Source organism: Heyndrickxia sporothermodurans, from assembly GCF_003055045.1.
Taxonomy (GTDB): Bacteria; Bacillota; Bacilli; order Bacillales; family Bacillaceae_C; genus Heyndrickxia; species Heyndrickxia sporothermodurans.
Window position 1 is genome coordinate 1 of sequence record NZ_NAZB01000078.1, and the last position, 24,567, is coordinate 24,567.

General features: G+C 35.7%; 26 protein-coding genes and 1 riboswitch. Of the genes, 3 read left to right on the forward strand and 23 right to left on the reverse strand.

Annotation, left to right across the window (positions count from 1 at the left end):
- From B5V89_RS18860 to B5V89_RS18885, 7 genes are all read right to left on the reverse strand, one after another.
- On the reverse strand, positions 1 to 281 hold a 281-nt coding region (locus B5V89_RS18860), incomplete at its 3' end, for a YwqI/YxiC family protein (RefSeq protein WP_107920994.1).
- Positions 278 to 637: a hypothetical protein gene (locus B5V89_RS18865; RefSeq protein ID WP_066235621.1), complete on the reverse strand. Its 360-nt coding sequence runs from the start codon at positions 635 to 637 to the stop codon at positions 278 to 280. The genes B5V89_RS18860 and B5V89_RS18865, both read right to left, overlap by 4 nt.
- A gap of 424 nt (positions 638 to 1,061) precedes the next feature.
- Entirely contained in the window at positions 1,062 to 4,214 is a 3,153-nt protein-coding gene (locus B5V89_RS18870; protein WP_108073506.1) for a DEAD/DEAH box helicase, read from the reverse strand.
- Positions 4,215 to 4,538: 324 nt separating this feature from the next.
- The gene (locus tag B5V89_RS20790) at positions 4,539 to 4,613 is read right to left on the reverse strand and encodes a putative holin-like toxin (RefSeq protein WP_425319846.1); all 75 of its coding nucleotides are present in this window, start codon (positions 4,611 to 4,613) and stop codon (positions 4,539 to 4,541) included.
- 358 nt (positions 4,614 to 4,971) lie between these two features.
- Positions 4,972 to 5,046: a putative holin-like toxin gene (locus B5V89_RS20795; protein WP_425319847.1), complete on the reverse strand. Its 75-nt coding sequence runs from the start codon at positions 5,044 to 5,046 to the stop codon at positions 4,972 to 4,974.
- Between the two features lie 178 nt (positions 5,047 to 5,224).
- A complete protein-coding gene (locus B5V89_RS18880) occupies positions 5,225 to 5,794 on the reverse strand; it encodes a hypothetical protein (RefSeq protein WP_108073510.1) in 570 nt (189 codons plus the stop codon).
- A gap of 220 nt (positions 5,795 to 6,014) precedes the next feature.
- On the reverse strand, positions 6,015 to 6,215 hold the full coding sequence (locus tag B5V89_RS18885) for a DUF4145 domain-containing protein (protein ID WP_108073512.1): 201 nt from the start codon (positions 6,213 to 6,215) through the stop codon (positions 6,015 to 6,017).
- A 96-nt stretch (positions 6,216 to 6,311) separates the two neighbouring features.
- Between B5V89_RS18885 and B5V89_RS18890 the strand changes: the two genes are divergently transcribed.
- The gene (locus B5V89_RS18890) at positions 6,312 to 6,515 is read left to right on the forward strand and encodes a hypothetical protein (protein ID WP_108073514.1); all 204 of its coding nucleotides are present in this window, start codon (positions 6,312 to 6,314) and stop codon (positions 6,513 to 6,515) included.
- Between the two features lie 556 nt (positions 6,516 to 7,071).
- Here the strand turns inward: B5V89_RS18890 and B5V89_RS18900 are convergent.
- Positions 7,072 to 7,305 carry an amidohydrolase gene (locus B5V89_RS18900; RefSeq protein ID WP_142406547.1) on the reverse strand — a complete coding sequence of 78 codons (234 nt, stop codon included), beginning with the start codon at positions 7,303 to 7,305 and terminating at the stop codon, positions 7,072 to 7,074.
- Positions 7,306 to 7,673: 368 nt separating this feature from the next.
- Here B5V89_RS18900 and B5V89_RS18905 point away from each other — a divergent pair, with 368 nt between their 5' ends.
- Both B5V89_RS18905 and B5V89_RS18910 read left to right on the forward strand, forming a co-directional pair.
- Complete coding sequence (locus tag B5V89_RS18905) at positions 7,674 to 8,000, forward strand: PadR family transcriptional regulator (protein WP_066235647.1); 327 nt, start codon at positions 7,674 to 7,676, stop codon at positions 7,998 to 8,000.
- A gap of 5 nt (positions 8,001 to 8,005) precedes the next feature.
- Positions 8,006 to 8,845 carry a DUF1129 domain-containing protein gene (locus tag B5V89_RS18910; protein WP_108073564.1) on the forward strand — a complete coding sequence of 280 codons (840 nt, stop codon included), beginning with the start codon at positions 8,006 to 8,008 and terminating at the stop codon, positions 8,843 to 8,845.
- A 56-nt stretch (positions 8,846 to 8,901) separates the two neighbouring features.
- Here the strand turns inward: B5V89_RS18910 and B5V89_RS18915 are convergent, their stop codons facing one another.
- The 15 genes from B5V89_RS18915 to B5V89_RS18985 all read right to left on the reverse strand — a co-directional run bounded on the left by B5V89_RS18915 (position 8,902) and on the right by B5V89_RS18985 (position 24,290).
- Positions 8,902 to 9,285, reverse strand: coding sequence for a hypothetical protein (locus B5V89_RS18915; RefSeq protein ID WP_107921005.1), 384 nt, complete (start codon positions 9,283 to 9,285; stop codon positions 8,902 to 8,904).
- 321 nt (positions 9,286 to 9,606) lie between these two features.
- Positions 9,607 to 10,245, reverse strand: coding sequence for a hypothetical protein (locus B5V89_RS18920; protein ID WP_108073520.1), 639 nt, complete (start codon positions 10,243 to 10,245; stop codon positions 9,607 to 9,609).
- 120 nt (positions 10,246 to 10,365) lie between these two features.
- Positions 10,366 to 11,403 (reverse strand): DnaD domain-containing protein, encoded by a 1,038-nt coding sequence (locus tag B5V89_RS18925; protein ID WP_244913545.1) that lies wholly within the window; start codon positions 11,401 to 11,403, stop codon positions 10,366 to 10,368.
- 357 nt (positions 11,404 to 11,760) lie between these two features.
- On the reverse strand, positions 11,761 to 11,844 hold the full coding sequence (locus B5V89_RS20800; RefSeq protein WP_425319848.1) for a putative holin-like toxin: 84 nt from the start codon (positions 11,842 to 11,844) through the stop codon (positions 11,761 to 11,763).
- A 62-nt stretch (positions 11,845 to 11,906) separates the two neighbouring features.
- Entirely contained in the window at positions 11,907 to 13,358 is a 1,452-nt protein-coding gene (locus B5V89_RS18930; protein ID WP_108073522.1) for a M20 family metallopeptidase, read from the reverse strand.
- Positions 13,359 to 13,403: 45 nt separating this feature from the next.
- Positions 13,404 to 14,669, reverse strand: coding sequence for an amidohydrolase (locus B5V89_RS18935; RefSeq protein WP_108073524.1), 1,266 nt, complete (start codon positions 14,667 to 14,669; stop codon positions 13,404 to 13,406).
- Between the two features lie 30 nt (positions 14,670 to 14,699).
- Positions 14,700 to 16,205, reverse strand: a complete 1,506-nt coding sequence (locus B5V89_RS18940; protein WP_108073526.1) for an AbgT family transporter — start codon at positions 16,203 to 16,205, stop codon at positions 14,700 to 14,702.
- Positions 16,206 to 16,377: 172 nt separating this feature from the next.
- Positions 16,378 to 17,676 (reverse strand): helix-turn-helix domain-containing protein, encoded by a 1,299-nt coding sequence (locus B5V89_RS18945; protein ID WP_108073527.1) that lies wholly within the window; start codon positions 17,674 to 17,676, stop codon positions 16,378 to 16,380.
- Between the two features lie 229 nt (positions 17,677 to 17,905).
- A complete protein-coding gene (locus B5V89_RS18950) occupies positions 17,906 to 18,559 on the reverse strand; it encodes a vWA domain-containing protein (protein WP_066235658.1) in 654 nt (217 codons plus the stop codon).
- A gap of 78 nt (positions 18,560 to 18,637) precedes the next feature.
- Complete coding sequence (locus B5V89_RS18955; protein WP_108073529.1) at positions 18,638 to 19,621, reverse strand: macro domain-containing protein; 984 nt, start codon at positions 19,619 to 19,621, stop codon at positions 18,638 to 18,640.
- A 289-nt stretch (positions 19,622 to 19,910) separates the two neighbouring features.
- Positions 19,911 to 20,456, reverse strand: a complete 546-nt coding sequence (locus B5V89_RS18965) for a DUF1697 domain-containing protein (RefSeq protein ID WP_066235662.1) — start codon at positions 20,454 to 20,456, stop codon at positions 19,911 to 19,913.
- Between the two features lie 57 nt (positions 20,457 to 20,513).
- On the reverse strand, positions 20,514 to 21,065 hold the full coding sequence (locus B5V89_RS18970; protein WP_108073530.1) for a DJ-1/PfpI family protein: 552 nt from the start codon (positions 21,063 to 21,065) through the stop codon (positions 20,514 to 20,516).
- 231 nt (positions 21,066 to 21,296) lie between these two features.
- Positions 21,297 to 21,869: a Uma2 family endonuclease gene (locus B5V89_RS18975; RefSeq protein ID WP_108073532.1), complete on the reverse strand. Its 573-nt coding sequence runs from the start codon at positions 21,867 to 21,869 to the stop codon at positions 21,297 to 21,299.
- 93 nt (positions 21,870 to 21,962) lie between these two features.
- Positions 21,963 to 22,451, reverse strand: a complete 489-nt coding sequence (locus tag B5V89_RS18980) for a hypothetical protein (RefSeq protein ID WP_108073533.1) — start codon at positions 22,449 to 22,451, stop codon at positions 21,963 to 21,965.
- Between the two features lie 18 nt (positions 22,452 to 22,469).
- Positions 22,470 to 24,290, reverse strand: coding sequence for a YecA family protein (locus tag B5V89_RS18985; protein WP_108073535.1), 1,821 nt, complete (start codon positions 24,288 to 24,290; stop codon positions 22,470 to 22,472).
- Positions 24,291 to 24,446: 156 nt separating this feature from the next.
- Positions 24,447 to 24,546, forward strand: a riboswitch (purine riboswitch).
- Positions 24,547 to 24,567 lie beyond the last annotated feature (21 nt).

A 24,567-nucleotide genomic window follows, 5' to 3' on the forward strand; every position in this document is an offset into this window, starting at 1 on the left:
TACTTCATCGGCTGAAATTGCCCGGATACTCGTTCGTCCAATTCTTTCATACTTTTAATTGCTTCCTTTGTAGCATTTTCACTTTTTAGTAAAAAAGATTGATAGCTATGTAAAATTTTTTGAACGTCAGCCCCTATTTCATTAAGCCTTGAAATAACATCCATATGATTTTTACCGCCAATATCTGTTGGAAATGATGTTTTTAGGGATTTGGCTTTGGATTGAAGATTGGCTAGTTTTTGTGCTATTTCTGTATACTGAACCTTAATTTCTGTACTCATTTCTCCTTTTCCTCCTCCCTCAGTCTTTCGATTTCGGATTGAATAGCTCTTCTAAAACTATTTATTTCGCGGGTTATTGTTTGAATTTCTTGATGTAAAACGGTTAGAGATTTATCTATTTGATTATTTTTAATATCTTTATAGTTTTGAAGAATGCCATCGCGACGGATCCGTTCAAAATCCTTTGCAAGCTTACCACGCCAAGTTGTGGGACTTAACTCAGGAGATAAACAAAATCGTTGATTGGCTTTAAACTCAATCCGACATTCTTTTAATTCACGTTCGCATGTATGTAGTCGTTCTAATTGATCCTGCTTGTTACTTAAATGTCTATTTAGATAAGAAAGTGTACTCATACGTTCACCACTTTTATTGTTAATGAGATTTTATGGGTATATTATCCAACTAAGGGAGGATAGAGTCAATCTTATTTTGGTTGTTTGCATAAGGGTCTTTATTCCTATTGAGGTATAATCAATTATAGATTGTTGGAAAAATTTGATCATATTAACTTCTTATTTCATAGTTAATTACCAAATATTGTTATTATATAGGCCGAATTAGCGGTTTTTGTTGCAACTAAAAACTTAATCACTTTCATTTTAAAATTCAGTATATTATGCTTAATATAAGAATAGCTAAAAGAACGCCGATGCTGTAACATCAGCGTTCAGGTAGCTACTCCGCAAGAAGTGCGGTGGCTAAATCGTAAAGAGTAACCCTTCACCTATTAGCGCACAGGGAGGGTTACTTTTCTATGTTCTTATCATAATCTATCAATTATAAAATATTTTTATTGGCCCTTGGTACCAAATACGAAGGCATTTCCTCTCTCAATCTCCATATAAAACTCACCGGCTTATTGCCTGTATGTTTCACATAATCGGCGGTTCCTAAAAATACAAATGGGGAGGTATATCCATTTTCTTTCTTATACTCTCTGACGAATAAAGCAATTTGATGATTTCTTTTGCGATGCTGGATATATCGTTTAGCTGTTTCACTAGTTTCCGACACTCGACTTTGTGTTTGCCAGTGAAATAATCGCTCATTTATCGCGTAATCATCATAGAGAGTTGATGGAGAAAATTCTTTGTCTGATTTATTCAATGTTATAAAGAAAATATCGACATTTTTATCCTTGAAATGCTTTACTCCTTCTCGAGAAGCTGGTGATTTCGTCTCATTATAATAATCAAATGCAGCCATTATCTGTGAAGTTGTATACTTACAATGTACTTGTAATGGGCAAGAAAATGAAAAATCATTTTGGATCTCCATCGTCTCAATGGACTGATATAAATATTCGAATATCGCAATAATCTCCGTTTTAAACGCAGGAAAAGAAATTATTTTATGAATTCCCTCCTTAATAGATGATAGCCCTTCTTTTTCAGGAAACCTCTTATAAAACGTATAATAAAACATTGATAACATTAATTTTTCTTTATCATTACTAACTTTGCCTTCCTTCACATAAGAAAGCATAAAACGAATAAATGTAGGCGAATTGATATGGAATAAGGAAGGAAGTCGACTTGTAATCAATTTTTCATTTTCACAATCGAAATCGTTGCTAATCCCAGCCTCTACCAACATTCTACTAAAACTCCGATCACCATTTTTACCATAAAAGTCATATAATGATAGATGAAAATGCTGAAGAAAATTTGCAAGAGTAAGCGGTTTACCGGTGTCCTCCTCAAAATACTTCATCTTCGCGATAAGATTTCCTTTTGTATTCGCACTGCTTTTAATATTCCGCAAAATATAATCACTTGCTTGCTTTTCTAATTGGATAAAACAGCCTTTAGGCAAATTGAAAAACCCATTCTCTACATAATACTGAACAGAATGTTTTGTTTTTCCGAGTAGAGCTTTAAATTTTTCCTCGAAATTATAGTTTTTATGGGCTTGGCCAACAAAATCTAATACGGTTAAACATTCCTTCCCTTCATGAAGCCTCAACCCCCGTCCAAGCTGCTGTAAAAAGACCGTTAAGCTTTCGGTTGGTCGAAGGAATAGTATTGTATTTATTTCGGGAATATCAATCCCTTCATTGTAAAGATCTACTACAAATATAAATTTGATTTCTCCGATAACTAGTCTGTCTTGTGCTTCTTCTCTAATTTTCGGATTGACATTTCCATACAATGCAACAGATGGAATACCCGCTGCATTAAAAAAATCGGCCATATACTTCGCATGCTCAATCGAAACGCAAAATCCAAGTCCTTTTACTTGGTCAATATCTGTTACATATTTATATACACTTTTTACGATATTGTTGCTTCTTAGCGAATTAGAAGTGTATACATTTTCCAATTCTTTAATTTCATATCCCTTTCTGCTCCACTTTAATTTAGATAAATCAACAACATCACTAACGCAAAAATATTGAAATGGACTTAATAGTTTTTGATTAATGGCCTCTGTTAATCTCATTTCCGCCGCAATCGTTTCATCAAAATACGATAAAATATTTTTACCATCCATTCGTTCCGGTGTTGCGGTAAGCCCTAATAATATTTTTGGTTGATAGTAATCTAATAATTTTTGATAAGAATCCGCTGCAGCATGATGAAACTCATCAATAATGATAAAATCATAAAAATCACTCGTTGTATGCTCATATAATCTTTTACTATTAAAGCTTTGGATACTAACGAATAAATGATCCAATGAACTAGGCTCATGATTCCCCACGAACAGATCGCCGAAATTAAAATCCTTTAAAATCGCACGAAAAGTATCTAAACTTTGTTTTAAAATCTCTTCACGATGAGCAACAAATAGAAGCTTTGCATGTTGACGATGTTCCCTTTGAAAACGACGGTAATCAAAGGCGGAAATAACCGTTTTACCGACTCCTGTAGCAGCAACTAATAAGTTTTTCATCCTACCATAAATATCCCGCTCCACTTGCAGTTTCTCTAATATCTCCTTCTGATAAAAATAAGGCTGAATATCAAAGGCAAAATGAATCAGGTTTTCATTTTGAGATTTGGATTTTGACAACGCTTTTTTTAACTGTTGGTGGTCTTCTTCACTAGAAGGATCAAATGTTCTAAACTCACGATCATTCCAATAGCTCTCGAAAGTAGCTTCAAACTTTTTGATAATATCAAATGAATCTTTCTCGGTTACTTTTAAGTTCCATTCCAATCCAGAGGTTAAAGCCGGGTTTGACAGGTTGGATGAACCTATATAAGCCGTGGTAAAACCAGTTTCTCTTTTAAAAAGGTAAGCTTTTGCATGAAGCCGTGTTCTTTCAACATCATAGGAAATTTTCACTTTCGTGTTTGGTAGACTGCTAAGCTCTTGAATCGCTTTAAGATCGGTAGCTTCCATATAGGATGTGGTAATAACCCGAAGCTTTCCACCTTTTTCAGTAAAATTTTTTAACTCTTCAATAATACATCTCAAACCGCTCCATTTTATAAAAGAAACAAGCATATCAATAGAATCGGAACTAACGATCTCCTTCTTCAATTCGCCAAGCATATTCGGCTCATAATTAGATCCAGTAAATAAGGAACTTTGAGATATTGGTGTAACCGGGCGAATCACAGGAGTATTTTGAATACTTGTTGTCGTATTGATTCGGGAGTAAATAGAAGTTAATACTTCTGCCTCTTCTTCAATTTTCAATGCATTGAATTCTTGATCACCTAGATTCTCACTTAAAATGGCGATAATTTCATTGCAAAGATTGATCTGATTTAACAATGCAACTTTGTCATCATTTTCATTATCTCTTACGAATTTCAAAGCTCTTCTCGTTACATGAGAAATATAGCTTGAAAGCATTTTCCTAGCCTCTTCAACATCCAACTTTTCCTTACCTATCCCGAATGTTTGATTAGGAATTTGTTCTAGTTCTGTTTTTAATTTGTGCGTGATAATTTCTTCGTATATGCCTTGTTTTAGCACCTTGTGGGTCACCTCTTAAATTATGAAAGTATCATTTCATCCCGTTTTTTTGTATATATTTAAAATAACGGAAAATATTGTAAAACAGAAGAATTGAATGATAGATTATTGTTAGTTATGCATTATAATTCCGAAATTATTTCCATCTCGATGATACACAATTTTCATACTTTCATTTTGAAATTCAGTATATTATACTTAATACTAGAATAAACTAAAAAGAACGCCGATGCTGTAACATCAGCGTTCCAATAGCTACTCCGCAGTAGATCGGTGGCTAATTAGTAAGGAGTAACCCTTCGCCCAATAGCCAGTCAGGGAGGGTTACTTTTCTCGTATAATCATGACAATCAAAGTCGCAAAACTGATCATTAAGACCAGTGCCTCGAAGATCGTCATCGGCAACACCTCCTTTCTTGCTGTGACATGGTCACGTGACAAGAAACGAAAAAACGGTGCCACCGCCCTCCCTGCTTATGTAGCTAAATTAATAATATCACACCGCCCACATCAAAAACATATGTTCTTATACAATTTTTTCATCGTTTCCAAAGACAACATTTAGGTAATGAATTGACAACTATCGAACAATTGTAAAGATCAGAAGCAGAACCGTTTTATGTTGATTCTTCAAATAGATTTGTAGTAACAAGTTATTCTAATACTTTCTTTTTCCGATCGAGTATATTACAATTACTATAAGCATATTTTAAAAAGTGAAAGAGTAACCCTCACCCTATTTAGCCGTCAGGGAGGGTTACTTTTCTTTCATAATCAAGACAATCAAAGATGCAAAACTGATCATCAAAACCAGTGCCTCGAAGATCGTCATCGGCAACACCTCCTTTCTTGCTGTGACATGGTCACATAGCAAGAAACGGGAAACAGTTGCCACCGCCCTCCCTGCTTATGTAGCTACAATTATCATATCATAAATCACCAAAAAGAAACATATGTTCCTAGTTATTCATTCAATTATAATGGTTATTTTATTATCGCTTTAGAGACAATTAACCTTTTTCAGTATTTTTCTTCTCTTTTAATTGCTCAAACAACTTTTCTACCGTACCGACCCCAACGTTTACATATTTTGCGAGAATAACCAGTTCTTTCGGTAACTGAACAACCGTTTCAATTTGATCTTCATTAAATTGTCTCAGAAGACTAGGAATTCCAATAAATTCAGATGCCGATAAAGGGATTCGAGATAACTCCTCGGTAACGACAATATACTTATCTTTATAGAATAAGAACAGTTCACCAGGACGTTTTAAAATTAATTTTCTTCGGATCTTCTCTTCTTCTATGAAAATCTTTAATTCCTTATAAAAGGTCTCATCATTCTTATCATTATAGCGTTTCACATGCAAATGGAGCCCTTCTAAATTTTTGGGTAATTCGCTCATAATTCTTGCTTGTTGCTCTGCACCTAATCTAATTAAAAACGTTTCAGATTTATCAAAGCGTTGAGGAAGTAAAAATGCATCGCGTAAAAAATATGGAACTTCTGGTGAGTCTCCATTATAAAAAAGAGTTCGAATAGTTCGAATAGTAGTGAATCCTGGAAAATCTGTTGCCACCGCCGTGTCTTCTATTGTAGGCACAACTTCTTCAGTTACAGGCCCGCTTCCAAGTTTTTGAAATGAATCCGTGAGAAGTTTTCCATAGTCTTTAAACGTACTTCAATTTCACTAATATAATATTGATCTGTTTTTGGAGAAGGATCTTGATATTCGGTACTTCATAATCGATCGGACAATAAACTTCAACATACCATTTTACAATTTTATATACCGATTCCTATGATAGTAATGCTTCGGAGTAGCGAAATACCCGAGTATCATGTGCTGCTTGATTACCAACCTTACGAACATAATGAAGGGCATTACATATATCTGGCGACAAATAACCATTTTCATTCAGCAAATCGATTCGACCCGCGACAAAATCCAGCTTTCTCCTGTTATTGGCACACGCTATTTCCATGGGTTTTACAATCATACTTAAGTTACTCTGATGCTAAAATGTTTTTCACAAAGAGAATGGGAAATATGTTATATTTACCTTGAAACAAATTAACTTTAGGGTGTGTATTGAATGCCAGCAAATTCAGGGTTAACAAAAAGGGATCCGATCATCATGACACCAGCAGAAGTAAATGACATTGTCTCAAAAAAACTCCAAAGACATGGATTTTATGTTAAAAATGGTAGTAAACATCAAGAAGTAGATGTTAGAGCCATTAAAGATAGATTTGAATTAATTATTGAGTCTAGAGGGAACCAAGCAAAAACTGGGTAAATGAGCTTGATGAAATTATTATTGAAGGACCAGAAGAAATAAATACTATTTTAATCTAATACATTAGAAATCCCGCTCATCTTTATGAACGGGATTCTAGATTAAAGTGTTATCCCCTTAATCAACAAAACTAAGCAAACGCTCGGATAAAGAATCACCGAGTAGTTTCAATTATTTCTTTAATAGGTAGTTCTCTTTATCAACTATTCCTGCCAGTAAATGTAAACTTCTTGTTATTCCCCTGTTGCAATATTACAAACCCACAACAACTAATTAAATGGCAAAACTCAGAAAAAGTATTTTTATGAATTGAGGTACAAAATGGAAGTAATTATAGCAAGTATTTTTTCATCTATAATAATATTTATTACTGTGTTTTATATGATAAAGGCTTTCATTTTCGCTTATAAAAGGGATGAAATACCGCTTCGGAAATTTATTGTTTTTTCAATTTCATCAACTATCATTGGTATTTTAATTGCTTTGGTTTTTCCTCTAGGTTATCAAAAAATAATTAATTACATCTATAGACTAATTTTTTTATAGTTCACATATCCTATTTCTTTTGAGGATTCTCGATAAATGGACCATCTTTATGTGGAAAGCCCACTTCTTCTAAATATTCCCCTATTACTTCACCAAGCACGGTATTGGGAATATAATTCAAAGTGGCTTTGTCGAATCGAACCTCTACTTTAATTTCGCTCATTAACGCTGCAACTTTTGTAATTTTAATGGCCTGATCAAAACTAGACTTCTTACTCCCTCTCTTTATCCAATTGCCAATCAATCCAATGTTCGATATCCTTATGGTCTTTAGTTGTAAGAATTTTTTCCGAAAGATTCTCAAGGAACGACAAATCCTTTATCTTATCGACCTTTACTTGGATTTCATGAAAATCATTGGGGAATTGGAGCTGTCATGAACTGATCTGCTTCCTCTTTCTTCCACTATGGTACCCAATTATTAATATGAAAAATGTAAAAAAGTTAGAAACAATGACCTCGCGGGTATATTAATAAACCTTCCATTAGCTGAAAATGAAATATTTATTTTGTTCCAAAAACCCAATTTCCAACTAGTATGTTTTACAAACTAGTTATTACATGATACAATATCTTTAACTAATATGCTTAACAAACTAGTGAGGTGAGTAAATGAAGGAGACACAATTATTAAAGGGTGTCCTCGAAGGATGTGTGCTTGCCATTATTAAGGAACAACAAGTATACGGTTATGAACTTGTACAGATGATGCGTAATTATGGGTTTACCAATATCGTAGGTGGAACGATTTATCCTTTAATGCAAAAGTTAGAAAAACAAGGACTTATTAAGATTACGGAGCTTCCTTCACCAGATGGACCGAATCGAAAATACTTCTTCATTACTCCTGAAGGAGAACAACAATTAAAAGATTTTAAAGAACATTGGAATTCGTTAGTTGTAAAAGTAGATCGGATTTTAGAAAAGGATGGAGAGTGAATGAATTGGAAAATATTGCGGCTAAACAATTAGTGGAGCAAAATAACAAGCTTAGAGAACAACTAACTCCGGAAAATAAAAAGTATTATGAAGACATCCTCCTGTATATGCGAACATTTGGATTTTTTCATGAAGAATTAGAAACAGAACAACATTTAATGACAATCTTGCAAGATATTTTAGAAGCGCAAAAGCATGGGGAATCAGCAGAAGAATATTTTGGTAAAAATCCGAAAGAAATCGTCAATCAACTGACAAAGCAATTTGAGAAACCCTCATGGAAATCAATTTTTAAAATAAGTGGTTTGATTTTTTTAATAAGCTCATTCTTCTCTATATGCGGAGGCTTTATTGCACCAACTTTACAAGTAAATGTATTTGTTCTATTAATGGATGGAATTCTATCCATTGCATTGGTTTATGGCGCTTTTAAGTTGTTACATTGGAGTATTTATATAAAAAAACAATTTCCAAAAATAATTAAATTTTTCTTTGTATGGATCTTACTCATGATTCCATTAGGCTTATTTATCTTAATTAATTTGTGTGCACCAAAACAAGGCATTGTGAAAATAGGTTCTCCATTTGATTGGATGGCCATTCTTATTATTCTCATCATGGCAATTGTTTATGTTTTATTCAAGAAGAAACGAGACTTCTATGGAGGCGTTGTTTATATTGTCAGTTTAGGTTTTTTTGGTTTATTATTAAGGATTCCACAAACGAAGGAATTGTTCCAAGGGGGTAAAAATCCAACTTTTCTTGTTCTGGTTATTATTTTGCCCCTTGCACTTTTTGGACTAGTCAATTGGTTGGTTTTTCGAAAAATGAAAGATGAAAATTAATTGTGGATAGAACATATCCTATTATTTTCCCAAACATAGAATAGGCGCGTTATCTTTTAATAATCGCGCCCGTTTTGCTTAATAACTTCCCTCGTATTTATTACTATACTTTCTTTAAGCTTTGGTAATTTTAAAAATAAAATGAGCGTTGGTAACATAATCACGGCTATATAGCCTAAAACCCTATAATCAAAGTTAATCAAATCAAACCCAAACATAGTTACTGGGTACATTATGGAAATCATTAATAAATACGGAAAAACCATTATAGAATATAAGCCTTTTCCATTTCTATATTTAAAAAATGCGCTCCACTTTTCTTCATTCATATTAAAAACTTTTTTCATTGTTATAAAAAGCAGCAACAATAATCCAACATAAATCAATGAACTAATTACATCTAACACAATGTAAGAAACAATTAATAAGAATATTTTCAAAGACTATCACCTCTGTTCTATAATCTGATCCGTTTTGCCTCCCATCTCTATATTTTAATTTTAACATATTTTCGCAATTTTCCATTTAGTTTTATTTAGTTCACTCCATATTGTCTCTATCATTTCAGAGTAAAAAATTAACAACCTATTTAACATACAAATTAGCAAAGGTTTTATTCTCCAATTTGAAAATGCGACTAGCTCCTGTCACTTCTATAAATGGTGTGTTAATTACTTTGAATTTTCAAAAGCAATGTACCGTGAAACAAATGCATATCTAATGCTATTTTATAATTCAATCGCCATAGTACATGTTTTACTTCATGCTAGATTGCTAATCTCACTTTCAATTTCGTCTATTAATTCTTCCTCCGTATTTTCCCCACTTACACAATCGCGATAAAAGGAGCGACCAGTCGTGATATGCATAGCCCAGGCTTCTAATAATGCTTGGTAAGTTGTCTCTAGGTGATTTAAATCGCTTATTGAACCTACATATCCATTCCCAGCTGCAAAAGTTTCAAATCTAACTGGATATTCTTCGATTGCGCTTGGTGTTCTATTTACTAATTGAATTAGTTTAGGCATCCCTTCATAATCAATCACCAATGAATTGGAAACGTTATCGTCACCGTTGATTAATACATTTTTTAATTGTTGTCTTGTGATAACTGGATTTTTCGGTTTTGTTGTACGATGTGCAACTATCTCAAAAGAATAACCATCATCGAATAATTTTCCTTCTACTTTCGGTATCGTACTTGTTTCTACTCCATTAATTATTACTCTGCCAGTTGAATCAAGCCAAAACTTAGCATCTTCATAAGATTTAAACAACATGTCCCTAGTATCATCAAACGATGTGAACTTTTCTAATGTTATCCAAATACCATCTTTACAAAGTCGATATGTGTTATCGAAACCTAATAGATATTTATAAGCGTTTATTGAAAAATACAAATTTCCCACTCCTTTTGGTTAAGCTAGATTTTACTAGATAATGAGTTTTTGAAGGATTTTAAATTTCCGTTTTTTGTAGATATAGACTACCCCGTAACATTCACTTACTGTCCATAACACTCATCCATCTTCACCTGCCGATAAATCGAATTCAATTTCCCTCGGAATCGCTCTTCCAGCAGGAAATGAATCGGTTGATGGTCTGTATTGCTTTTGTTTCTCATCATACGACTCAACTTCTTCTACGGTTAGTAAAGATTCATTTTCCCAGTTTTTCAGAATCCCCACGATATAATTCAGCTTTCGCTTGTTATTGGCACACGCTATTTTCATGGCTTTTAAGATCATTTCTTTCGGTTGTAAAAAACTTGAATTATTCAACCACGACAACAACTGTACTTTTGCATTTACGTTCGTAAAACCAAATCCGTTTGCATCCCAAAACTCCATAATTTCCATCACATCATCATTTTTTGGATTACTTAGTGACGGATTCTCTATGTGTAGATTATTCTCTATACTTGGGTAGAGATCTTTTTGTTGTTGTTTTTGTTTTTCTTTTTGTTTTTCTTTTTGCCCACGTGTCGTAAAACGAGTCTTTGACGTATCGTCAAATTGTATGTAGGAGTCTTTTTCGTCCTCTTCATTTTGTTCCCCTGTCGTATAGCGAGTCGTTAGCGCATCGTTAAATTCTATACATACATCTTTTACATCCGTCTCCATGTGCGTTGCATTTTGTTGATAAAAAGATTCATATAACTCCCTAATCTCTTGCTTATGTATGGATTCCGACACATATTGGATAAGTGAAGGATCCACGACCTCTTTCAATTCGGAAACAATACAATCCATGACCGGTTTTCCACCTTTTTGGAGGTTCTCTTTTCCCCAGTCCTTAATTGCCAATTCCCTAGTTTTCGGATTGTAACGAATTAACTGATGATGCTTTTCGAATCGCTCCATTAACGATTGAACACTTTCAATCGAATAGCCCAAATCAAACGCCATTTGTTTCTTCGTAATTCGATAGATTCCAATTTGAGTAGTATGCGGATTCGTAAGTAGGTAAAGGTAAAAATACTTATCTTCCGGGGTCATTTCCTCTAGCACAATTGGACTCTTCCAAAATTCTGTACGCACCATTCTATACTTTGCCATCTTCATCCACTCCCTTTTCTTCATCAAAAATTGCTTTCATATTTTATATAGGGTTTTGCGTATAAAAAAGGCACCTCATATTCAGTTAGATTGTGAATATTTTGTGACAAAATACATGTGGTCGTGATTTATTAATATTCGTCATCAATTTTTCATTTTGACAATACAAATGACTAATATATTCTGGTACTGATTCATTTGAAAACATCCTTTGATTTGTATATACTTAAAATATACAGAATATAATAAAAAGGAACATTGGTTGCAGCCAATGTTGCTACGTACATCATACGGCAAGAGTTGCAGTAGCTCGAGGCTAGGAATAACTCACCCAAACCAAGGCAGAGGCAGGGTGGGTTATTTCCGTTTTACAGGAGAAATAACAATTGCAATCACAGTCACGATAAATGATCCAAAAATGATCATATGATAATGGTCCATATAAGGGTAATAATTTCAAAAGCTAACCACTATCACGGTAAGTAGTTAGCTTCTTTCACTTCTTATTTCAAAGCTGATGGCTTTACATCTTTCGGAATCGGTGGGATATATTCATTGCCTTCTTTTTCCCTAGCAAGTTCTTGTTTGGCCTTGTCGATAAGCTCTGGGTGTTCGAAGAGATGCAAGGTTGTTCCGGCAAGAACTTTTGCTGCTTGGATCATTCCTTTCGTGCCAATGGTTGATCCCCCTTGGGAGACTACTTGCCATGTGTGTAACGGGGTTCCAAAGACGAAGGTTCTTCCCCAGAATTGTGCAGTTGGAATATTCCAGCTGACATCTCCTACATCAGTCGAGCCGAACATAATACCGTCTGTTTTGTGAAACGGAATGACCTTCTCGATAAATGGACTATCTTTAAGAAAACTCTCAATTTTTTTAACGGAGTATCCCGTTATATTTTTGATATCATTGATTTTATTCTCAACATCTCCAGGCGTAATGGTGGCTTTTACATTGCGTGCAAATGCCAATTCCTCTTCCGTGTATTGCGGAAAGCCGACTTCTTCTAAATATTCCCCCATGACTTCACCAAGCACCGCGTTGGGAATATAATTCGAACATGCTTTATCAAAACGGACTTCTACTTCTGTTTCGGTCATTAATGCTGCCCCTTTGGCAATATTGATGACTCGATTATAAATGTCAATGACTTGGCTAATTTTCGGTGCACGAATAAGATAAAGTACTTCCGCATCAGCTTGAACAACGTTAGGTGAAATTCCACCTGTATTGGTAACGGCATAATGAATTCTCGCTTCCGGAATCACGTGCTCTCGTAAATAGTTGACACCAACATTCATGAGCTCCACTGCATCCAATGCACTTCTGCCTAAATGTGGTGAATTTGCCGCATGAGAAGCAATCCCTTTAAAGGAGAAATATACTTGATAGTTTGCAAGAGAGCTTTGGTGGAACACTCCGCTATAAGATTCAGGATGCCAAGTTAGTGCAGCATCGATTCCTTCAAAAACCCCTTCACGAACCATAAAGGTTTTTCCTGATCCTCCTTCTTCACCCGGACAGCCAAAATATTTCACCGTACCTTTTATTTGCGGATTTGCTTCAAGAAAGTCTTTTAATGCAACTGCCGCGGAAATCCCTGCCACTCCAAGCATATTGTGGCCGCAACCGTGACCATTTCCGTTCGGGACAATTGGCTTCGCTTCAGCGACATTTCGTTCTTGGCTCAAACCAGATAAAGCATCGTATTCTCCTAAAATCCCAACAACTGGTCCACCTTGATCAAATGTTGCTATGAAGGCTGTTTCAATCCCTCCAACGCCTTTTTCTACAACAAATCCTGCTTCCTCTAAAACATTCGTTAATAGTTTGGCAGATTCAAATTCTTCGAACCTTGTCTCAGCTAGTTCCCAAATTTTATCAGCTAGTTCCACAAAATTCTTTTGTTTATTATCAACTAATTTTTCGATTTCCTTTAAATGTATTAAAGTCATGCTTTCAAGACGCCTCCTTAAGAATTATTTTGCCACTACTACCTTTTATTCAGTTAAGGTTCTTCGTGCTAATCGTTCTAATAATGAAACCGCATTGAATAATGCTTCTTCCTGTATATCAAATTTCGGATGGTGATGGGGAGCGGGATGATCGACACCGACAACCATATAGGTTGCTTTTCCACCATTCTCTTGAACTCTGCGAATCATGTAAGATGCATCTTCACTTCCTAATGCACTGTCTGATGATCCTTGTGAAATCGTCTTAAATCCGGGAATATGCTGTGCTTCCTGTTGGGCAAGTTCGACAAGTTCCTTATCACAGTTAATTGGAATCGCTCCGCCAATCACCTCTATTTCAGCAGTCACACCTTGCATGTCGGCACTGCTTTTTACGATGCTTTCTACTCGTTTAACCAGTTCTTTATTTACTTTTTCAGATGAGGATCTTGTTTCCAAAATGAGCTTGGCGTGTTCGGGAATGATGTTAGCTGCAGTCCCGGATTGTAGCACTCCCACATTGATCCTTGTATCTGCTTCACTATAACGTGGGATTGCATGAATATTTAATGTTGCTGTTGCAGCTGCTAGAAGGGCATTACGTCCATGCTCGGGCGATGCTCCTGCATGGGCAGCCGTTCCGGTGAAATCAGCTCGTAATTTCGTCGTTGCTAAAAATCCACCCGTTCCACCGTGGAATTCACCAAGCGGTACACCAGTTCCCAAATGATAGCAATAAAGATAATCCACATCGTCGAGAACCCCTTTTTCTACAATGGAATAAGCTCCTCTTACGCCTTCTTCTGCGGGTTGGAAAATCAGTTTTACTTTTCCGGGAAAGTCACCATTTCTTAATTTCTCGGCTAGACCGATTCCGGTTGTAGTATGGCCATCATGACCACATGCATGCATATTTCCTTTGTATTTCGAGCGAAATTTCTTCGCTGCGGGCACATGATCAGCCTCATCGCTTTCTAAAATAGGTAAAGCATCCATGTCAAAACGAAAGGCTACAACAGGACCCGGCTGGTTCCCTTCAATTTCACCAATAACGGCCGTATATCCACCTTTCATTTTTTCAATGATTTCAGGGTTGGCTCCATCTTTTAAAGCTCTCTCATAAGCCTGTTCAAGAATTTCCTCATCTGGAACCCCTCTTCGGGATGGTCCATCCATTACTTCTTTGCCATATTTCACCTTAATATTAAATGATTTCAATAATTCTACGACTTTTCCGGCTGTTCTGAATTCAGTAAAGCCAACTTCCGGATGTTGATGAAAATCTCTTCTTAATTTTATTAAGTCCACCATATGATTCACTCCTTTATATTTTTAATCAACTTATTTCATCAGAGGGTAGATACCCGGGCCAATTGGAAGTCCCAACAAGTACCAAACGACTAAGAATAAAATCCAAACGATTAAAATGATAATCGGATATGGAAGAATTAAAGAGTAATAGGTTCCCAGCTTCGCCTCTGGTCGATATTTTTGAAGAAATCCAAGAAATAACGGAACGAATGGTGAGACGGGTGACAACGGAATAACCGATGAATCCGCCACCCGAAACACTACTTGTGCAAACGCTGGATGATACCCTAGCATCATAAACAATGGGATAAATACAGGTGCAAGCATCGACCAAATCGCTGAACCACTCGCTATAAATAGACTCATTAAAGCAGAAATGAACAACAAGCCGATGATGACAGGCAATCCTGAGACACCCATTTTATTTAAAGCAGAAACAATTGATAAAGCGATAAATTTTCCCATGTCACTATAACTGAAAAGTGCGACAAATTGCGATAATGGAAAAACAAGAACAATAAAGCCAGCCATCCCTTTCATCGGCTTTACCATTAGCTCTGGAATATCATTTTGCTTTTTGATCACACCGGCAACACAGCCGTATGTAATGGATACGACAAAGAATAACCCCATAATTAAGCCGACAATACCGGACATAAATGGTGATGGCAAAACCGTTCCATGCTCTGGATCTCGTAAAATACCGGATCTCGGAATTACCATACATGCAATGATTACAACATAAATAAGAGCCGCTATTCCCGTTGCTTTTAGTGCCTTATTTTGCTGAGGAGTAATCTTCTCTAACTTTGTTTCTACTTTTCCTTTAAACGTTCCTATGCGTGGCTCTACAAATTTATCCGTAATAATTGAAATCACAATCGTGAGGAGAATAACGGATGTTGCCATAAAGAACCAGTTGTCTAGTACTGAGACGGATACAGCTTTATCAATCGTCGTTGAAATTTGGCTGCTGATTCCCGATAATAGAACATCTGTTGTTACGATGAGCATATTCGCGGTAAAACCTGAAGCAACTCCGGCGATGGTAGCTAGAAGCCCTGCAATCGGATGCCTTCCTACTGCCATGAAGATAATCGCTCCTAACGGTGGCATAATAACAATGGCCGCATCAGAAGAAACATGGCTGAAGAAAGCGATAAATACAACAACGTAACTTGCATACTTACCAGAAATGCCAGTGGTCATTTTGCGAATCAATACTTCCAATAGACCTGTTTGCTCAGCTAATCCGAACGCTAAGATTAACGCTAGAATATAGCCCAATGGAAGAAAGCCCGAGAAGTTTTTAATCACATTTGGTAGAAACCATTGTAAGCTTTCCGCGCTAAGTAAATTCTTTACACGAACAACTTCACCACTTGAAGGATCATGAACAGTTAAGCCTAACCAAGAGATAATCGCTGTAACAACGACTAAAATTGCCGTTAAATACACGAACAAAAGAAAAGGATTCGGGATTTTATTTCCTACCTTTTCAATGGAATCAAAAAAACGATAGCTTTTTTTCGTCATGTAAACGCCCCCTTTTACCTACAAAGCTTAAACAGCAGAAAATGTTCGCGTTTTCATTAACCATTTTCGGAATATTTAAGGACTTTGTCTATAAATAATATTAATTGTCTATATTAGAAATAGAAATAATTTTTTAAAAATAGGCAAAAATAAATAAGCATCATCTGGATGCTTACTGTATTTTATATATTTTACTGGGGCGCCCGCGATTTGTAGATAGTTCTTCCCCCACACATTGGAGGAGATCAATATTACATAAATCCGTTACAATCCGTCTTGCATTTCTTTCCGTCATTCGAAGCTGATCCGCTAAATCTTTGACGGTAAAATTGCTCCATCCATTCCGATGGATAATAGCAACAATTTTATTATAGGTCTTCGCACTAACATTTCCCTTTTTTAATTTTTCTACAATTTCTTGATCCTCAGTACGGGATGAATACTCAAACAACTCTTGATTATCCGTTAACTCCGCGATTGTACCATCTTCTTGTATTATCACAATCTCTTGTTTTGTTTTTTCTTTTGATTGTTGAAGGGCCAGTGTCGCATTCACTTCTGCAAAATGAACCGTTTTCCCATATCCAATGCCCACCGCGATCGTTGTATCCGATTCTGACGACAAATAATGAATCGTATTATTAATCGACTCCAATTCCCTTACAATGGCTCCTCGGGTATTAAAAATTACATATCTTCCATTGCCTTTTTCTACGAATGATCCATTTAATTTTTCACACAGTTTAATAATCATTTCTTTAAAACGAAGTTCCAAGTACTGCAAATGATAAGGTGTTTTTGTTTTTTCAATAATTCGATCAAATTGTTCGATTTCAATAATAATGACCCCAATTTGTGTATCTTTGAAATAAGAGGCTCTAATTTTTTCCGTAAGAATATTAAGCGTTTGCCGAATCTGCATACGTGTCGGGGTAGTCCAGTATGCAGGAATCCCCAGTTGCTTCAAGGTTTGATATACACTGGAAAAACAAGTTAAAACACCCTCCGTTTTTCCGGAATTCCACAAGTCCAAATGGAAATCAAGAATTTCGTTCGAATCGATATCAGACCAAAATGGTTTCGTATATACACGTTCAAAGGAAACGGTTAATTGTTCCAGAGCTTCCTCTAATTCGTTTGTTGGCATAATGACGTCTACGCTTACCTGCTTTAGCAATTTTCCTTGTTCGTAGGTCATCTCCAAAAAGGATTTATAAAAACTTGCTTCCATGATTGGAACATAAGCCATATTCGCGTCATTTCCAAGTTCCTTCTTAGCAATCTCATAAGGAATCTGTCCGGAAAATAGCCACGCATTCACCTGCATGCCGTATTTCTTAATAATCTCGGCCGTTTCCTTCGAATCATGATAAGGATAGGGAGTAAATTGCAACTCACCCTCATACTCTTCTACTAAACTTAAAATTCGATCTACCGATGCAGTCGGACCCACTACCCCAATTTTATACATCTTCCCCACCAGCCCCCAAAACATGAATTTCCTTCATCATAACAAAAAGTTGTCCAATAATCATGTGGTTGGTGGAAGATTATGAAATGGTTCGATAGTTCGTGGACTGTGAGTCCGCTATTTCTATTAAAATGTCATATTTTAATAGCGAAGCGGACTCGGGAGGCGTTTATTTACAAACGGAACTGGTGACCGCATATTTATAAAAACAAACTTGTTGCATCGACATTTATCTTTCACTTGTACGCCGATTAAAATCCTTAACAACTTCTTCCTTCCAGCCCCGATCCATCTTCTTCCCGCGACGAATCGTAAGCACCGCTTCATTTATCGCTTCATAACTTACTTGTGTGCCTACCTGATCAGCATGATAATCTACGGCAAAGTCCGCATCAATTCCAAAGCGAGCAGCAGTTGAGATGGCATCAATATTCGCGCCTAGAAAGATAAATTCCCAATCGTATTTCTCTTTTTGATGCTGAATCATTTTTTTGATTTGATCTGTTGTATATTCTTTACTGGCATTTTCCATGCCATCAGTAGTAATAACGAATAGTACCTTTTCAGCACGTTCGTCTCCATTTGTTTTCTTTTGTACATTGACGATTTTTTGAATGGTCAAACCGATAGCATCTAATAATGCGGTGGTGCCACCTACTTCATAATCTTTTTCAGTGATAGGTGCGATGCCTTTTACATTTATCCGATCGTGGAGTAATTCGTATTCATTATTAAATAATACGGTTGTAATGATCGCTTCTCCTTCAGCTTGTTGCTGTTTCTTTAACATTGAGTTGTAACCACCAATGGTGTCAGTTTCAAGCCCCGCCATTGAGCCGCTTCTGTCTAAAATAAACACCAGTTCTGTTGAATTCTTTTTCATCGTTCATCATCCTCCATTCTTTGATGAACTTAGAATAGCAAGAATCGGATAAAAAAAGGTCGCTTTAAAAGCGACAATTCAGGAACCTAGTAATGGCTGGTCAAAAGCAAATAATGCTTCATTGATTTTATGTATATTGTAATTTTCTTGTTCGATGAAATACTTAATAATAATGTCAAATTTACTACTATGTGACAAAGTATAGCCGGCGCTGGTCAACAATTCCTGTGTTTCCTCTAAACCTAATTTTAACGCAATGGCAAATGCAACAGCCGTTCTCTTCTTTGGCGTATAGTCCGTATCTTTCCTAATCTTTGAGAATAATCTGCGGTCAATATTCGCACTTTTATACGTTTCAACATCTGTCATGTTTCTTTCATCAATGAAACGAAGGAGGCGTTGAGAGAAGCTTTCATCCAGCTGATTCAAACGATATTCTAGAGAGGCATTTACTTCTTCAATTAAATCCTTATGGTGAAAATCGACTTCCGTTGGTTCTACACGACTCCGTATAAATTCTTTTTCAACTTCTTCTACATAATGCTCATCAATGTATTGATGGATGGATGAAAATAGCTTCTGACTGATTCCGAAAGATGTATTATCAAAAACTACGAGATAGACAAGCATGTCATGTTTAATTAAAAATGAACTAATGGCGGAGATCGCAATTTGCAATGCCGCTTCTTTCGGAAAGCCATATACACCGGTAGATATCAATGGGAAAGCAATGGATTTACACTGATATTCTTTTGCGAGGTTCAAAGAGTTATTGTAAGAAGACATTAATTGTTCCGCTTCTTGGTTACCTCCCCCTTGCCAAACCGGACCTGGGGTATGTATGATATATTTTGTATCTAAATGAAAGCCCTCTGTAATAACTGCTTCCCCGACTTTGCATCCATCGATTTTATCGCATGCCTTCTGAAGTTCATTGGCACCTGCAGCTCGAAAGATCGCACCACATACACCCCCGCCCATTTTCAAAGCTGTATTGGCTGCATTCACGATCACATCCACTTTCAATTTTGTAATATCATGACGAATGAGTTCTAATGGCATCATTTTCCCCTTTCTAATCTGCGATATGACCTATTATTAATGAGCAAAAAAATTCGCAGGGATGGATATTTTTAATGAGTATAAACAGACAAGAAAACAACAAAACAGGATGTCAAGAATGATTAATTCTTGACTTCCCATTTTGTTCAAGATGTGCTTTGAAATTCCCTTAATTTTTGTCAGTTCTCCACTGCATAAAGTTTCAAGATTATCAAAAATTTTACGAGCGGGCCAATCCCACCATTTAATGGTAAGGAGATGATCGATAAGTTCGTCACGTATCCGCGAACTATCTGTTTTGCGCTTGCATGAGTTCATATATTTTACGAGCGGTGTTGACATTTCTTACCGTAACTTGTTTGTATAACTTTGATCCAATGATCTTTGTCATCCCGCTTTTGGTTACATTTTTCTTGTCAACAGACCATAAAATTGCGCCAGGAACGTATTTCACCGTATCAATATTTGGTTTGATGACCAAAGTCTTAAGTACAGATTCATGATCAATTTCATCCCATAAAAACATGACATCACTTTTCATGTCTTTGTCATTTTTCCAAGTGTCAGGAATAGCGTTAATGATTGCTCTGACATCATTAACGCTACGAACTACAACTTTAATTTGTAATCCGAAATCATTATGTATCGCTTCTTCCAAAATCCGTGATAATTCCATTTTTGATAGTTCGCTGGATGAAAAAATAATATTCCCAGTATTAATGTATGTCAGCACATCATACATCCCGGCTTTTTCAAACGTTTGTTTAAGCATCTTCATGTCAATTTTATTTTTGCCACCCACATTTATCCCACGAAGAAGAGCGATATAGACCATAACTATTCTCCTTTCGACTTTTACCTATCATTGATTATATCTTTTTGACTATATCCGTTATTGATATACTTGTTTAATAAACTCCCGCATAAATCCAGGAAGATCAGGCCATGCGTGACCGGAAACAAGATTTCCTTCTACGTGAAGATGATTTTCGATATAGGTAGCTCCCGTTGCTTCTACGTCCGGCTTACATGCGATATACGCAGTTAGTTCCCTCCCCTTCATATATTCCTTGACTGTTGTTAGGATGAGACTTGCATGACAAATCGCCCCAACTGGTTTGTTCTTTTCAAAGAAATGAGCAACAATTTGTGGGACATGTTCATTTAAGCGAATGTATTCTGGAGCTCTTCCGCCTGGAATAATTAAGCCGTCATACTCTTCAGGATTGACCTCTTCAAAGGATAGTTGCGATTCAATTAAATACCCTTTGCTTTCCGTATATGTGTCCCACCCGATAAAATCATGTATAACGGTTTGCAATTGTTTTTTGGAAGGAGCTGCTATTTGTACATCGAATCCTTCTTCCAGACAACGAAAATATGGATAATAGATTTCGAGTGCTTCAACGGCATCGCCGGCTAGTAATAATACTTTTTTTGACATATTATTAACCTCCTAAATATTTTACTTATTCTAGTATATTCTTTGAAACAATCATATTTTCCTTCAAAATGTTCATTTTTTATTCCTACTTATGTCTCTACTCCTTGGCTTGCCTTCCGATTGGATATTCAAGTGAATAAATAATGAAAAAGTCAATCCAAAAGGCAACAGACGCTCCCCTCAGTCAAAATGAATGTTGACCGTTCGTAGCGCCTGTGCTATAACTGGATATTAAATATTGTCTTGAAAAATATCTTTCAAATCAACGTGAAAACCCTTCAAAAAATGCGATGTGATCTTTCCTATTTCAGTTTTCATATCGTGTTGTATATAAAGCTTTTCCTCATTTAAGGCATAAACCGATACTGAATTTAACATAGGATTCACAATCCAATATTCTTGGACACCATAGTTCATATAAAGATTTAATTTTGTGATTAAATCATGGGTTTGATTAGACGGACTTAGGATTTCTACGATAAGATTAGGTACCCCAATATATTTTGAGTCAGTGAATCCATTTTTATCACAAATGATACATAAATCGGGAATCACAATTTTTGTCCCATCTATTTTTTCATTTTTTAATTCGATATCAACGGGAGCATGAAATACTTCACAAGTTTTTTCTTCAAGAAATTCCCTAAATTTAATATATAGATTTCCCGATATTCTTTGATGCTTAATCGATGGTGATGGCGACATATAGATATATCCGTCAATATACTCTAATATCTGCTCACAATTCTCTCTAATTTCAAAATAATCCTGTACGGACATACGGTCATTTCGATAGAGATTCATCTCACCACTCCTAAGCTTTTTACTTTATTTTATCACACTTACTCACGGGTTCTAGCTGCATGTTCATCAATGAAGGAATTGCTGCATTGGATTTCACCTAATCAATTCTCCCAATGTCTCAACGGAATAATGAAACATTTCTACTAAATCATCGATCATTTCTTCTGTTATCACCCGTGAAAAATTGATGATGATTTCTTCTTTAACCCCTTCTAAGGAGGAGTTAATTTTTCGTTCATCATAAATATAATCCGGTCCCCAACGATGCTTTATTGTTTCCATATAGTTTGAATTTTCCTGATTCCACGAAAAAGAGAGATATACAAAGGCCCCAACCTGCTTTTGATTTCCCCCTTGTAAAAGCTCGGTTGCTAACTGATTTAGTTTTGCTTCTAATGTAAATTTCGCACGTATATCTGGTGTGTGATTTAAACAATAGGTGATTTCATACCACCTTGAAAGCGTCGCTAAATCGATAATATCCTTGCGGTCAATAACTTTAATCTGGCCTTCTAAATCCGAATCATAGGCCGCACCCTCGATAACAACCTTCATATTTTCATATGCTGTTGGATCGAACATAGAATTCACTCCTAAACCTTACACGCCTGCAATTTGAAATCGTTTTTTCTCCGTTTTCTTAATCGCCCTTTGCAAATCGTCAGAAAGACTTGTATTTTCTCTCTCATCCAGCCATTTTGCCAATGTTTTCAGTGTACTTAAAAAGTCCTTTACTTGTGTCTTACTAACTGAGTAGAACAAATCGAAATAATCATTTAAAACAATTCGCTCCCAGTTAGTTTGATCCAGTTGGTCCCAACTATTTAATGGTGTGGATTCTAGAATCAATCTTAAGTCATATAAACTATTTTTATATTTTCTTACTGTATTTTCACTTTTACCTTCAGTTTTTTCTTTAAAAAATCTTACTAATGACTTTGCATAAAAGTTGTCAATTGTGTCTGGCGTAAATCCTAGACTTTCGTAAAACGGGATATCTTCATTATTTACAAGGGGTGTTTTATTCGACGCTTTGATTGGCATAACCCCTGAAATTCGACTTTCTCCGCCTGTGACAAAAGGAGACAATGGTAGCCCTAATACTTTTCGGATCGTATTAAAATCCGCAGTTTTTTCTACCTTTCCAAAATCGTTTTTCACAAGTTGATATAGGTTATATTCGTGGTGTCTTAACCACGTTTCTGCTTCCTCTGTCCGTCCGCTTTCGACCAATTCCCGAATTGAAAACCCACCATACATTGGGATTTTTTGATCCATTTCGGATTGCAAATTGTTCTGTGCATAAAGCGCAAAATATTTCGGTATATTCTCGCTGAATTGTACCGCCATATTTTTAACTTCAACTTGAAACGGAATGAAGTGTGATTGAATCTTTTCATTGATTAAAACTACGAAATTGTTTAACTTTTCGACCTTTTGTTTAAATCGTTCAAGAATTTTTTTATCATAACAATAAAATTGAAGGAGATTTTTTTCTAATGAAATCGTTCCTAAATTTTCAGCAATTTGAGCTTTACCATTCATTTCGCTATCAAAAAATTCCATCCTGTTGGAAAGCCAGCTAAGTTTTTTATCATCTTGCTCCCAGAAATCTATAACAAATTCTGGTTCTTCTTGTAAGAAATCTGTAACGGCTGCCATATCCTTAACCTGATATTGAATTGTGCATTCGTGAATTTCCTTGCGATCAATCTCAAGATCTTTTGATTCGGCGAGAAATTCTCCAATTATTTCAGGATAATATTCAAAAAGAACGTGATCACGACTTGATTTTGTTTCTTCCACTAACTTTTGAATAAAGGCTTTGACCCTGCTAATGTTTTGTGGTCCCAAAAACACCCTGACACCATTGAAATAGTACTGGTTTCCGTAATTTTCAATTAAACTAATCGTGCCAACCCATGGTGCAAAGAAAGATTCTTTATTATCTGCAATCGTGTACTGTTCCTTTGTCTCTACCTCTTCAAAAAGAATATCGTTGCCAGATTTCCCGATAGCTTGAACGACTTTTGGTGTTAATTTAACCCAATTCTCAGCTAATTTTCTCTCCTCATTAGTTAGTTTGGAATTATTTTCCTGAAAAAACCATTCAATTCCACGAAGCCCATTATCAAAGAAACGAAAGTAATTGAGCCAGTATTGAAAGAATCCTTGTATATTGGACTCTGCCAATTTTCCCTGTGTTCTTCTTCGGAACTCCGAATGTAATTGATACATTTGGTTTATTGAAATTTTCCTTTCCAAAAATCTATTCAATTTCAAAACAAGTTCATGACGTTCTTGAAGGAACCGCTCTTCTCTTGCTTCACCTATTTGCACAATATTTTCCTTTAATAAACAACATTTTTTATATTTCTTCCCACTTCCACATGGACATGGATCATTTCGATTGATTTTCATTTTTTCACCTACATTTTTAAATCGACTCTATTCAAGGTTAATAATAATAAATTTGATAGGTTTTGGTCAAATAAGGTGAATTCTTGCACTCTTTTATCACGGGAAAAATTTATACTTGAAAAATAAAAAAAGGCGTAGTAAAATGTTCAAGGTGAACATTAGAAACTAAATATAACCTGTATAACCTCTAGAATATGGCTAGAGGGTCTCTACCAGGAACCATAAAATCCTGATTACAGAAAATGAATTATTCGTTTTTTGTAATCAGGATTTTTTT